The organism is Rhodococcus sp. NPDC003322, assembly GCF_053589555.1.
Window position 1 is genome coordinate 792,430 of record NZ_JBSFSC010000003.1, and the last position, 12,558, is coordinate 804,987.

The following is a 12,558-nucleotide window of genomic DNA, read 5'->3' on the forward strand; positions in this document are numbered from 1 at the left end:
GCCTGGACCCGCAAACCACGCACGAGCCGCGGAGCGGCCTAGCCGACCGTGACGGTCTGGATCTGCACCGGGGTGTTCGGCTTGCCGCCACCGGCGGACATCGAGCCGTCGTCACCGGCCGCGGCGACCTTCTCGATCGTGGCCAGGCCCTCGTCGGAGATCGTGCCGAAGACCGTGTACTGCGGGGGCAGCACCGAATCCTCGTACACCAGGAAGAACTGGCTGCCGTTGCTGCCCGGGGCACCCGAATTCGCCATGGCCACCGTGCCACGCGGGTACTTCACCGGCTGCTGCGCGGCCGGGTCGTTGGCGGCGTATGCGGTGGTCGGGTACTCGTTGTCGAAACCGTAGCCGGGGCCGCCGGTGCCCTGCCCGGTCGGGTCGCCGCACTGCAGCACCTGCAGGCCCGCGCTGGTCACCAGCCGGTGGCACGGGGTGTCGTCGAAGTAGCCCTGCGTGGCGAGGGAGACGAACGAGTTCACCGTGCACGGCGCTTCGGCGCGGTCCAGCGTCAGGCCGATCGGCCCCTGTGAGGTGGCCATGGTGACCTGCGCGGTGCCGACGGTGGAGACGTCGGTCGTGGTCGGCGCCTGCACCGGCTTGGCGGCCTGGCGGGAGGACGAGGGGTACTCGCAGGACACCGTCGACGCGGCCGGAGCGGGGACGGCGGGGAGCGCCGCGAATCGGGACAGGTCCGGCGCCTGCTGGGTGGTCTGGGCCGCGGCTGTGGTGGTCGACGAGGACTCGCCGCCGTTGTCGGACGAGCACGCGGTCGCGGTCAGGGCCAGGCCGACGCCTGCCGCGGCGACGATCGTACGAATCATCGGGGTACGCATCATGCCGCCACGGTAGCGGTCTGGATCTGCACCGGGGTGTTCGGCGTGCCGCCACCTGCGGACATCGAGCCGTCGTCACCGGCTGCGGCGATCTTCTCGATCGTGGCCAGGCCCTCGTCGGAGATCGTGCCGAACACGGTGTACATCGGCGGCAGCGGCGAGTCGTCGTACACCAGGAAGAACTGGCTGCCGTTGCTACCGGGCTGGCCGGTGTTCGCCATCGCGATCGTGCCGCGCGGGTAGGTCACCGGCTGCTCGATGTTGGGGTCGTCGGGGCTGTACTGATCGGTGGGGAACTCGTTGACGAAGCCGTAGCCGGGACCGCCGGTGCCCTGACCGGTCGGGTCGCCGCACTGCAGGATCTTCAGGCCGGTGGTGCTCAGACGGTGGCAGGGGGTGTCGTTGAAGTAGCCCTGCTGCGCGAGGGCGACCATGCTGTTGACCGTGCAGGGCGCCTTCGCGCGGTCGAGGCTCAGGCCGATCGGACCCTGGTTGGTGGCCATGTCGACGGTGACGATGCCCTCGGTGGAGACCGCCGTCGCGTTCGGCATGGTCGCCGGCTTGGCCGGGGTCTGGCCGTCGGGCATGTAGGTGCAGTCGACGGTGGCGGGCAGTGCCTCCGCGCGCGCGGCCGGCATCGCCCCGGGCGTCGAGTCGGGCATCGAGTCCTGCGACTCCGAGGCCGTGGTCGACGCGTCGGAGGAGTCGTCGGAGCGGGTCAGGCCGAAGACGATCGCGCCGGCGGCGACGACGAGGACAGCGCCGAGGACCGACGCACCGATCGTCATCCGCTTCCGTTTGCGGTCCCGTTCGGCACGGCGTTCGAGCTGTCGCTCCAGCTTCCGTTTCGCGGTCTGGCGACGCTGCTCATTGCTTGGCACTGCTGCTTACCTCCGGATCTGTGCCCTGACACGGCGACGCCGGGGTTCGACGTCGGAATTCTCGGTGAACGAGTGTGCCACCCGAACCTGTGAAACAACTTCACAGTCGGGGACATAGGCTGTGCGGTGGCCCCTTCCCCTCACCCCCGTAGGAGCGATTGCCGTGCTCGTCACCGGATTCCCGGCCGGCGCCTTCCAGACGAACTGCTACATCCTCGCGCAGGACGGCGCGAGCGAGTGCCTCGTCGTGGACCCCGGCCAGAACGCGGCGGAGCCGCTCGTCGAGTTCCTCGGCAAGCAGTCACTGACCCCGGCCGCCGTGCTGCTGACGCACGGTCACCTCGATCACACCTGGTCGGTGTCGCCGGTCTGCGAGAAGTTCGGCATCCCCGCCTACATCCACCCGGAGGACCGCTACATGCTGTCCGATCCGCTGCGCGGCACCGGTGCGGCGCTGTCCGCGATGATCGGCGACACCGAGTTCCGGGAGCCGTCCGAGGTGATCGAGCTGGCCGACGGCGACGTGCTGGACCTCGCGGGCATCACGATCAGCGTCGACCACACGCCCGGCCACACGCAGGGCTCGGTGGTGCTGCGGACCACCGCGGACACCGATCAGGGGCCGGTGCCGATCGCACTGACCGGCGACACGCTGTTCGCCGGCTCGATCGGGCGCAGCGACCTGCCGGGTGGCAACCACGAGCAACTCCTGGCGTCGATCGCGGCCAAGCTGCTCGTGCTCGACGACGCGACGGCGGTGCTCCCCGGACACGGCGGCGCGACGTCGATCGGGCAGGAGCGGGCGTCGAACCCGTTCCTGGTTGGACTGTCCGGGTAGCGGTAAGGAAAAGTAGAGATCGTGAGCAAGTCCAGCAACACCGCCTTCTCCGCGCCCAAGGGCGTACCCGACTACGTGCCGCCCGTGTCGGCGGAGTTCGTCGCCGTGCGCGACGAACTGACCCGCGCCGCCCGGCTGGCCGGATACGGCCACATCGAGTTGCCGATCTTCGAGGACACGGGCCTGTTCGCGCGGGGCGTCGGCGAGTCCACCGACGTGGTCAGCAAGGAGATGTACACCTTCGCCGACCGCGGTGACCGCTCGGTGACCCTGCGACCGGAGGGCACCGCCGGTGTGATGCGCGCGGTGATCGAGCACGGTCTCGACCGCGGGCAGCTGCCGGTGAAGCTGAGCTACGCGGGTCCGTTCTTCCGGTACGAGCGCCCGCAGGCCGGCCGGTACCGCCAGCTGCAGCAGGTGGGTGTCGAGGCGATCGGCGTCGACGACCCCGCTCTCGACGCCGAGGTGATCGCGATCGCGGACGCCGGGTTCCGTGGGCTCGGCCTCGACGGCTTCCGGCTGGAGATCACCTCGCTCGGTGACGACACCTGCCGGCCGCAGTACCGGGAGTTGTTGCAGGAGTTCCTGTTCGGTCTCGACCTCGACGAGGACACTCGTCGCCGGGCGGAGATCAACCCGCTGCGCGTGCTCGACGACAAGCGCCCGCACATCAAGGAGATGACCGCCGGCGCGCCGCTGATGCTCGATCACCTGTCGCAGGAGGCGAAGGCGCACTTCGACGAGGTGCTGGCCCACCTGGACGCGCTCGGGGTGCCGTACACGATCAACCCGCGGATGGTGCGCGGCCTGGACTACTACACGAAGACGACGTTCGAGTTCGTGCACGACGGTCTCGGCGCCCAGTCCGGGATCGGCGGCGGCGGACGCTACGACGGCCTGATGGCGCAGCTCGGCGGTCAGCCGCTGTCCGGCATCGGGTTCGGGCTCGGCGTGGACCGGACCATCCTGGCGCTGGAGGCGGAGGGCAAGGCCGCGTCGACGCCGGCTCGCTGCGAGGTGTTCGGGGTGCCGCTCGGCGACGAGGCCAAGGGCAAGCTGGTGGTCATCGCCGCGCAGTTGCGTGCCGCGGGGATCCGGGTCGACATCGCGTACGGTGGCCGCGGCGTCAAGGGCGCGATGAAGGCCGCGGACCGGTCCGGTGCGCAGATCGCGCTCGTGCTGGGCGAGCGGGACATCACCGACGGTGTCATCGGGGTCAAGGACCTCGCGACCGGCGATCAGCGGCAGGTGCCGCTGGACTCGGTTGTCGCGGAGGTCGGTGCGGTCCTTGCCGACCGGTGACGCCGGGTCCGTCGAACTGGACCTGGTCCCCACGCACCTGATCGTTCCCCGCCTGCGGCGCCTGGCGCTGCTCGCGGTCGCGCTGGGTGTGGTCGTCGGTGTGATCGTCGGGTTGTTCGCGACACCGACCACCGGTCTCGTGGTGGGCGTCCTCATCGGGCTGCCGACCGCGCTGTCGGCGTTGCTGGTGACGCGTCGTCGAATGTGGATGAGCGGCACCGTGATCCATGCACATTCCGGGGTGCGGACGGTGTCCGTGGATGTGGCGCAGGCGGTCAGCGCGGAACTGCTGGTGCGCAGCGGACGGGTGTCGCAGGTGGCGTTGAAGGTCGGGGACGGCAACCGCCAGATCACCGTGCCGCTGGCGCTGTACACCACCGACGGCGGCCGGGAACTCGAGGTGCTGCCGTTGCGTGCCCTCGCCGACGGACTGGTCTCCGGCGAGCTGGCTCCCGCGGTCGCGATGTCCGCGGCACTGATCGCCCAGTTGCGGGCCGAGGCCCGCGGTGCCGGCCTGGAGGAACGCCCGCTCTACCGCGCCGTCCAGCTCGCCCGCGAGGCGAACCGGGTGCCGCAGACCGTCCTCACCGACGACGAGGTCGTGCGACTCACCGACTGACCGTCGCCTGTGAGGCGGTCGGGCCGCGACCCGGTCAGCGGATCAGCTTGCCGCGCCGGTACTCGTGGCCGCCCCACACGCCACTCTGTGCGGACTCGCCGGCGAACACGGCGCACTCGGCCATGATCGGGCAACGTGCGCAGACGGCGGCGGCGTACTCGAAGGTCTCGGACGGGTCCGGGAACCAGCGGTCGGGATGGGCATCGCCACGGCAGGCGGCGGTTTCCCAGTCGGCGGGGTTGTCGGTGAGCGGAAGCAGATCGGCCAGGGTCAGTGTCATCGTTCGTACGTCCTTCGCTGTGCCCACGCGCACAGCGGCGGGGCGGGGGGCGACAAGCCTGTTGGCTTTGGCGGGGTGGTGGCTCTCGGGACGTGATGGGCCCGTGGGTGGCGAATCGCCGAACGGCGACCGCGGTCCCGGGGCTTGCGCGCCCCGAGAGGGGAGCGTCAGCCGACGCGGATCCCGGTGTCGGGATTCTCGCCTGCCCTGTACCGGGCGGCCGGCGGCGACATCTGCTGCGGGTACGAGCTGGTGTGCATCGGGCGCTCCTTCCGGTCGTGGGCTGGCGGTGTTCGGCGACCCAGTCTGCCACGGCTCGCTGAGGTGAGAGCGGAATTGTTGCCGACATCGCATCGAGTCGGTGGTCACAGATCGTGGCGCCCGCAGCCACAATGCTGGGGTGAACCGAAACCGAAGGATCGCAGCAACGGCCGCCGCGTTGGCGGCATTGTGGGCGACCGGCTGTTCCGCGGAGGGTGAATCGCCGCAGGGGGCGACTTCCCCGAAGGTGGAGGCGTCGACCGCCCCCGCCCCGGCTCCGCAGGGTGCCGAGCGCGGCGAACCGGTCGGCGATCAGCCGCTCGTCGACACTGCGGTGACCACCGAGGGAGTGACCGCGCGCCGGATCACGTACCGGTCCACCTCGGGTCTCGACGGCGGGGGTACCGACGTGACGGGGGTCGTGTTCACCCCACCGGGCGCTCCGCCGGAGGGCGGCTGGCCGATCGTGTCCGTCGGACACCCCACCACCGGTGTCGACGACGCGTGCGCCCCGTCCGGACACCCGGACCTGCTGGGTGGCGTGGCGATCGTGGATGCGCTGCTCGCCCGCGGATTCGTCGTGGTCGCCTCCGACTACCAAGGCCTGGGCACCGACGGCCCGCACCCGTACCTGGAGCCGAAGTCGGCCGCATACAACCTGATCGATGCGGTCCGCGCGGCGCGGGCGACCGTTCCCGGCACGTCGAACAGGTGGGCGGCGTTCGGCATCTCGCAGGGCGGCCAGGCGTCGTGGTCGGCGGCGGAGCATGCGGCGGACTACGGTGACGGGCTCGAATTCGTGGGGGCGGCAAGCCTGTCCCCGGCGGCGGACCTGTCGCACATCGCCGACGACCTGAGCGGCATCGAGTTGACCCTGTCGCAACAGATCTTCCTGCCGTTGCTGCTCGCCGGCATCGAGGTGCAGCACCCGGACCTCGATCCGGGGCGCTACGTCCACGGCACGCTGGCCGAGAACGAGGACATCTTCACGGCCTGCGCCGGGACGAGGACCGGCGAGAAATGGGATGCCGCGCTGCGGATCACCCGAGCCGACAGCATGCCGTCCACCGCCGCGGACACCGACCGGATGCGGGAGTGGCTGCGACAGATCGCGCTGCCGCAGAACCCCACCGCCGCTCCGATCCTGGTGGTGGTCGGCGACACCGACGACCTGATTCCGGCCGACTGGACGCGGGCGGCGGTGGCGAAGGCATGCAGCATGGGCGACCTGATCGAGTTGCAGGATCGTCCGGGGGAGGGGCATGCGGACGCGCGGGCGAACCCCGGTGCGGTGGCATGGATCGCGGACCGGTTCGCGGGGGTGCCCGCACCGAATACCTGCGCGGCCGACGTGCCCCCCTCCCAGCCCTGATCGGGTTCAGCGCAGCGTCGCGGTGGTGACGGCGAAACCGGCGATGTATTCCTTGATGGGGCGGTAGAACTCGTAGGTGACGTCGTATTCGCCGCACGCGCGCAGCGCCGAGTAGGCGGCGACCCAGGTGCGTACCTCGTGGGAGGAGTGCCCGGCGACGGCGTCCATGCCGTCGGCGGTGTAGCGGTCGAAGTCCTCGACCCGCCCGGAGCGGCAGATTGCGAGGAACTCCCGGTCCCAGTCGGGGTTGAGGTCCATGATGTCGGCCTCGCCCGCCGCGAACCTGCGGGCGGTCTCGATCGTGTTCGCCTGGCGGGCGGCGCGGGCCTCGGGGGTGGGATTGCGTCCGGCGGTGAGGAATTCGCGCTGCACGTCGGTGGCCGTGGCGAACTGCGGAACCGGGGGATCGTGGGACAGGCCCCCGGACCCGAGGAACAGCACCCGCCTGTCGACGGATCGGAAGTACTCACCGACGGCGTGGCCGAACGCGCGGACCCGGGCGACCGGAACGAACGGCCGTGCCACGGAATTGACGAAGATCGGCAGCACCGGCTTCGCGGCGACGTCCCCGTCGTAGAGGATCTCCATCGGCTGCACGGCGCCGTGGTCGACCTCCATCCGGCGCGAGATGGTGAGGTCGATGCCGCGGTCGATGACGAACTGCGCGAGGTCTTCCGCGATGTCGGCGGGGACGTCCAGGTCACCGGCGTAGGAGTCGTAGTCGCCGGTGCCGTGGGCGCGGTAGCCGAGGCAGAACGGGGGCATCAGGTCGTAGAAGAAGCCGTTGAAGTGGTCCGGGCCGAAGTTGACGACCAGCTCCGGATCGAAGTCCCGGACGAACGCGCGGGCCCGCTCGAACGACGCCTGCACCGCGGACACGACGTCGGCGGGTGGGTCGGCGTGGTCGAGCAGCGGGCTGTGGGACATGCACAGCAGTGCCTGGGGCATCGCGGTGCCTACTTTCCGGTGACGCCGTGGCGTCCCAGGTAGTCGCCGATGACGGCGTTGAACTCGTCGGCGCGTTCGACCTGTGACCAGTGGCCGCACTGGCTGAAGATGTGGGCGTCGGCGTTGGGGATGACGTTCAGCAGGTCCCAGGTGCGGGAGACGGGGATGACGACGTCCTGGACGCCGTGGATGAGCAGCACCGGAATGTCCAGTTTCGCGAGGACTTCGAAGTCCAGCGGCAGGGCGTGGCGGTCGCGGTCGCGGGCGGCGACGACCTGCGCGAGCCGGTCCGAGGCGGTGTCGTTCAGGGCCGACTGGTAGCGCAACGACACGAGCTCGTCGGTGACGAGGGACTTGTCGACGACGAACAGTTCGAGGGTCTTGCGGATGCCCTCTTCGGTCAGCGTCGGGTTCGCGTGGCCGGCCAGCGCCCCGGTCAGCTTCGCTCCACCGGTGCCCATCGACACGACGCCGAGCAGTCGTTCGGGGAAGTCGATCGCGAACTGGAAGGCCAGCCAGCCACCGAGGGAGTTTCCGACGATCCAGGTCTTGTCGATGCCGAGGGCGTCGAGGACGCGGACGGCGTGCCGGACCCATTCCCGGATGCCGTATTCGGTGCCGTCGGCGACGACGGTCTGGCCGTAGCCGATCGAGTCGATCGCGATGCAGCGGCCCTTCTCACTCAGCTGGGGCAGGTTCAGCCACCAGTTCGCGGCGGCGGTGACGCCGGTGCCGGAGCCGTGGAGGAACAGGATCGGGGTGCCCTCGCCGACCTCGTGGTAGTGGGTCAGTTCGCCGTCGGCGGTCTGCAGCCACTTGTCCTCGAGGGCGAAGAACGCGTCGGTGGTGTAGTCGGGAATCGAGACGGTACTCGTCATGGTGTTCTCCTGCGGGTCGATCTAGACGGTGGCGGTTTCGCGAGCATCCTGCGCCGCAACCGGTTCCGAGGGACGGCCGCGGAAGTGCATGGCGTCGAGGATGGCGTCGAGTGTGGCGGGGGCGTGCTGGGCCAGGCAGGCGCCGGCGACGAAGCGGTCGGGGCGGAGGAACACGATCGGTGTCGGACGGTCGTCGAACCACTTCTTCAGCCGACCGGTGTGGTCGCCGAGCACCAGCACGCGCGGGTCCATCCGGTTCTGCGCCCAGACGCGCTGGGTCTCGGGGACCACGGCGACCAGGCGGGCGCCGAGCGCCTCGAGCTTGTCCAGCGAGGCCCGCGGGAGCATGTCGGTCGGGTCGTTGCCCCAGACGATCACCGACCACCAGTTCCCGATCACGTCGTCGAGCAGAACGTTCTCCTGCCCGTTCGCGTGGACCCGCGGCTGCGGGAACTGGACGCCTACGGGCGAGACCTTGGTGTTCGCGGTACGCACCGGAATCAGCTTGCTGGTGAGTTTGCCGGCGGCCCGTCCGCCTGCCTGCGTGGTCGGATCGGCGAGGACGCCGCGGGTGTAGCGCGGCATCGGCTTGAATCGCATGTCGGCGAAGTAGCTCTTGACCTGCGGGAAGAGATTCAACGCGGTGGACGCCGCGTCACGTGCGGCCGCCGCGAACGGGTTGGTGATCTTGATGAACTTGCCGAACGTGAGCGACAGGTCGACCATTGCCTTGGCGTGGTCCTTTCGCTCGTCCGTGAAGGTGTCGAGCAGGGCGTCGTCGGCCTGGCCGGAGAGCACCGTGGCGAGCTTCCAGCCGAGGTTGGTCGCGTCGCGCATGCCGGAGTTCCAGCCCTGACCCATCCACACCGGCATCAGGTGCGCGGCGTCCCCGGCGATGATCTGGCGGCCCTTGCGGAAGTGGGAGGCGACCCGGCCGTGGTGGGTGAACACCCGCCTGCGGATGAAGTCCAGGCTCGTCGGATCCGGAACATGCTCGGCGAGAAGGGAATTGACGTACTCCGGATCGGTGACCTGGTCCTCGGACTCGTCGTCGTGGAGCATGAACTCCCAGCGGCGCACCCCGTGCGGGAGCCCGATCGAGACGTACGGGCGCTTCGGGTCGGCTCCGAGGAAGACGTTGGGTGTGCCCAGCGGGTCGTTGTTCACGTCGACGACAAGCCAACGGGTGGAGGGTGATTCGCCCTCGAACGTCACGCCGAGGCGTTTGCGGGTGGGGGACTTGCCGCCTTCGCAGCCGACGAGGTACTCCGCGCGGAAACGTCGTTCGTGCACCTCGCCGTCGGCGCCGACCGTCCGGGCCACGGCGGTGACCGACGTGGCGTCCTCGTCGACCTCCTCGACCCGGTGGCCGAAGAGGACGCGCACGTTGTCGTAACGGCTCAGGCCCTCGTACAGGGCGCGGTCGACCTCGGGCTGGATGAAGCCGTGCTTGCGCTCCCAGCCGAACTCTTCGGTCTGCGGATTGTTGACCAGGATGACCTTCCCCGCCCCGTTGACCAGCCGCATGATGTGCTGCGGGTTGGTGTGCGGGCGGACGGCGTCGACCAGGCCGACGGTCTGGATCGTGCGGAACGACTCGTCGTCGAGGCCGACGCCGCGCGGGTAGTCGATCAGCTGGTCGAGGGCTTCGAGCACGGTCACCGACCGGCCGTACATGCCCAGGATGTTCGCGAGCATGAGCCCGACGGGTCCGGCGCCGACGATGACGACGTCACTGTCTTCGGTGGTGTTCATCGCTCCCTGCTCTGGTGCTGCGCGGAATGCGCCGAGGTCGCCCCGTGACCCGCGACGCACGTCGCTAGATGTTCGTTATGTGCACACTCACGATCGTTAGTTGCACGCCTGTGGTCACTATGTGAGCACGGTCGCATCGCGGGTGTCAAGGCTGGGGCCGGTGAAACGACGAGACCCGCCTCGGCGCGGTGTCGGGGCGGGTCTCGTGTCGGGAGGTGTGAGTCCGGATGAAACTCCAGGTCACATGGCGTATCGGCTGAGTTCCGCCGCTGCCGCGAGTGTGGCGTCCACGGAACTGTCGATGAGGTCCTTCGAGGCGCTGATCAAGGTCAGGCAGGCGGCGGGTTCGTTCGCCGGGCGCGTCAGCGGGACGCCGAGACCCCAGTAGCCCGCCTCGACCTCGCCGAAACTCACCACGTAGCCGGTGCGCCGGGCCTCGGTCACCCGGGTGTCCTCGTCGGGACGTGGCGGCAGCGCTGCGAGCAGGGCGTATCCCGCCGCGCCGCGGCCGACGGGGTGCCGGCCGCCCTGCCGGAACGACACCCGAACCGTCGAGTTCGCGGGTTCGGTGACGGTGACCGCGACGGCGTCGTCCGCCTCGGCGACGAACAGCGCGACGCTCGCGCCGAGTTGGTTCGCCAGGTCCTGCATCAGCGGTGTCGCCTGCTCCCGCAGTCCCGAGTACACCTCACGGGCGAGCGCGGCGAGACCACCGGCGGCGCGGTACCGCCCGTCGGGGCCGCGGTTGATCAGCCGGTGGTCCGCGATGGTCGAGAGCAGTCGGGTCGCGATGCTGCGGTGCACACCGAGTCGATCCGCGACGTCCTGAATCGTCAGTCCCCCAGGGGAATACGCAACCAATTCCAGCGCATGCAGGCCGCGGGCGAGGGTTTGGGTGCCCGCGGCGCGGGTCGACAGGGTGTTCGTCTCCGGAGTGGCCACAACTCACTGTAAGTCGCCGCAGGTGGCCGTCGCTCACACGAGCCGACAATTGACATCGGTCGTGAGCGCTGTCACTCTGGGCTCCGCCGCGAGTGTTCCGGAGCCCCGCCGTCCCTCGCGATCACCCCTCTCAGCGCAGCCTCGGACAGTGGTCCGACTGCGTCGCCCTCGATCCCCGCACCAGCCGTGCCGACGTGCCGATTGCCGTCGCGCGCCCACGATGCCGGGGGATCGACACCCGCCCGAAAGGCCCGACAAGATGGACATTCGCGAGGCGATTCGTACCCAACCGATGCGCCCCTTTCAGATCCGGACGATCGTGATCTGCTTCCTGCTGTGCATGGTCGACGGATTCGAGATCCTGATCATGGCGTTCGTCGCGCCGCACCTGAGCAAGGACTGGGGCCTCGACTCTGTCCAGGTCGGGTACCTGCTCAGCGCCGGACTGATCGGTATGGCAGTCGGGGCGTTCGCCCTCTCGCCGCTCGGCGACCGGCTCGGCCGGCGAACCATGACGATCGCGTGCCTCGGCCTCGTCACCCTCGGCATGGGATTGTCGGCGGTCGCGTCCGGCCCCGAACAGCTGATCGCCTTCCGGGCATTCGCCGGACTCGGTATCGGTGGCATCGTCGCCGGTCTGAACATCCTCGTCTCGGAGAACAGCAGCGACAAGCGGCGCGGTCTCGCGCTCGGCATCTACGGTGCCGGCCTGCCCGCGGGTGTTGCGCTCGGCGGCGCGATCTCGGGTGTGCTGATCACGCACTGGGGTTGGCGGTCCGCGTTCGTGTTCGGCACGGTCGTCACCGCGATCCTGCTGCTCGTGGTGATCCGGTCGCTGCCCGAGTCCACCGAGTTCCTGATCGAGAAGCGACCGAAGAACGCACTCGAGAAGTACAACGCGATCGCCACGAAGCTCGGGTACGAGACGTCCGCCCGCCTTCCGGAACCGGTGGCCGCCGAGCAGGTGCGCAGTGTCCGCGGCGGACTTTTCACCGGCATCATGGGCCGGCGCACCGCGATGCTGTGGCTCGGCTACTCCTGCCTGATGGCGGCGTTCTACTTCGCGAACACCTGGACTCCGAAGCTGCTCACCGATGTCACCGGTGACGCGGGCACCGGCACCGTGGCCGGTGTGCTGATCAACATCGGTGGTGTGATCGGTGCGCTCGTGTTCGCCGCGCTGACCATGGTGGTGCGGCCCCGGATCGTCAACACGATGCTGATGTTCGGTGGGGCGGTCGTGTTCGCCGCCTACGCAACCGGATTCGAGATCGTGGCGCTCGGTATGGCGCTGTGTGTCCTCGTCGGAATGGCCGCCAACGGCGGTGTCGCAGGCTACTACGCGATCAGCCCGTCGGTGTACCCGGCAGCCGTCCGCGGCACCGGTGTCGGGCTGATGATCGGAGTCGGCCGGCTCGTCTCCATCGTCGCCCCGATCCTCACCGGCTACCTGCTCGACGGCGGGTGGACGCCGGAGAAGCTCTACTACCTCTTCGGTGGCGTCCTCGTGGTTGCCGGCGTGTTCATGTTCGCCCTCGACCGCACCTACCGCGGCCGCAGCGAGAACCCGGAAACCCCGGACGCGATGAGCGACCAGCAGGATCCCGGAGATCGGGGCTCGACCCGGACGGCCTCGTACGCGTAGC

12 protein-coding genes are annotated in these 12,558 nt (G+C 69.6%); 5 read left to right on the plus strand and 7 right to left on the minus strand.

Features of this window, described 5'->3' with window-relative positions:
• Positions 1–38: 38 nt before the first annotated feature.
• Positions 39–824 carry a peptidylprolyl isomerase gene (locus ACWDUM_RS15965; protein WP_450134761.1) on the minus strand — a complete coding sequence of 262 codons (786 nt, stop codon included), beginning with the start codon at positions 822–824 and terminating at the stop codon, positions 39–41.
• Between the two features lie 11 nt (positions 825–835).
• The gene (locus ACWDUM_RS15970; RefSeq protein ID WP_450134689.1) at positions 836–1,717 is read right to left on the minus strand and encodes a peptidylprolyl isomerase; all 882 of its coding nucleotides are present in this window, start codon (positions 1,715–1,717) and stop codon (positions 836–838) included.
• A 163-nt stretch (positions 1,718–1,880) separates the two neighbouring features.
• On the opposite strand from ACWDUM_RS15970, the gene ACWDUM_RS15975 reads away from it, so the two are divergent.
• From ACWDUM_RS15975 to ACWDUM_RS15985, 3 genes are read left to right on the plus strand one after another with little or no spacing between them, the layout of a single operon-like run.
• Positions 1,881–2,555 (plus strand): MBL fold metallo-hydrolase, encoded by a 675-nt coding sequence (locus ACWDUM_RS15975; RefSeq protein WP_450134690.1) that lies wholly within the window; start codon positions 1,881–1,883, stop codon positions 2,553–2,555.
• Between the two features lie 21 nt (positions 2,556–2,576).
• Positions 2,577–3,857, plus strand: coding sequence for a histidine--tRNA ligase (hisS, locus tag ACWDUM_RS15980; protein WP_450134691.1), 1,281 nt, complete (start codon positions 2,577–2,579; stop codon positions 3,855–3,857).
• Positions 3,844–4,476, plus strand: a complete 633-nt coding sequence (locus tag ACWDUM_RS15985; RefSeq protein ID WP_450115070.1) for a hypothetical protein — start codon at positions 3,844–3,846, stop codon at positions 4,474–4,476. Before hisS ends, ACWDUM_RS15985 begins: the two co-directional genes overlap by 14 nt.
• 34 nt (positions 4,477–4,510) lie before the next feature.
• Here the strand turns inward: ACWDUM_RS15985 and ACWDUM_RS15990 are convergent, their stop codons facing one another.
• Positions 4,511–4,756: a WhiB family transcriptional regulator gene (locus tag ACWDUM_RS15990; RefSeq protein ID WP_450134692.1), complete on the minus strand. Its 246-nt coding sequence runs from the start codon at positions 4,754–4,756 to the stop codon at positions 4,511–4,513.
• Between the two features lie 400 nt (positions 4,757–5,156).
• On the opposite strand from ACWDUM_RS15990, the gene ACWDUM_RS15995 reads away from it, so the two are divergent.
• Positions 5,157–6,389 carry a lipase family protein gene (locus ACWDUM_RS15995; RefSeq protein WP_450134693.1) on the plus strand — a complete coding sequence of 411 codons (1,233 nt, stop codon included), beginning with the start codon at positions 5,157–5,159 and terminating at the stop codon, positions 6,387–6,389.
• 6 nt (positions 6,390–6,395) lie between these two features.
• Here ACWDUM_RS15995 and ACWDUM_RS16000 read toward each other — a convergent pair whose 3' ends face one another.
• From ACWDUM_RS16000 to ACWDUM_RS16015, 4 genes are all read right to left on the minus strand, one after another.
• Positions 6,396–7,337 carry a 3-carboxyethylcatechol 2,3-dioxygenase gene (locus ACWDUM_RS16000; protein ID WP_450134694.1) on the minus strand — a complete coding sequence of 314 codons (942 nt, stop codon included), beginning with the start codon at positions 7,335–7,337 and terminating at the stop codon, positions 6,396–6,398.
• Positions 7,338–7,345: 8 nt separating this feature from the next.
• A complete protein-coding gene (locus ACWDUM_RS16005; protein WP_450134695.1) occupies positions 7,346–8,215 on the minus strand; it encodes an alpha/beta fold hydrolase in 870 nt (289 codons plus the stop codon).
• A gap of 21 nt (positions 8,216–8,236) precedes the next feature.
• A complete protein-coding gene (mhpA, locus tag ACWDUM_RS16010) occupies positions 8,237–9,970 on the minus strand; it encodes a bifunctional 3-(3-hydroxy-phenyl)propionate/3-hydroxycinnamic acid hydroxylase MhpA (protein WP_450134696.1) in 1,734 nt (577 codons plus the stop codon).
• A gap of 240 nt (positions 9,971–10,210) precedes the next feature.
• Positions 10,211–10,912 (minus strand): IclR family transcriptional regulator, encoded by a 702-nt coding sequence (locus ACWDUM_RS16015; protein ID WP_450134697.1) that lies wholly within the window; start codon positions 10,910–10,912, stop codon positions 10,211–10,213.
• A gap of 259 nt (positions 10,913–11,171) precedes the next feature.
• Here ACWDUM_RS16015 and ACWDUM_RS16020 point away from each other — a divergent pair, with 259 nt between their 5' ends.
• A complete protein-coding gene (locus ACWDUM_RS16020; RefSeq protein ID WP_450134698.1) occupies positions 11,172–12,557 on the plus strand; it encodes an MFS transporter in 1,386 nt (461 codons plus the stop codon).
• The last annotated feature ends 1 nt before the right edge of the window (position 12,558 follow it).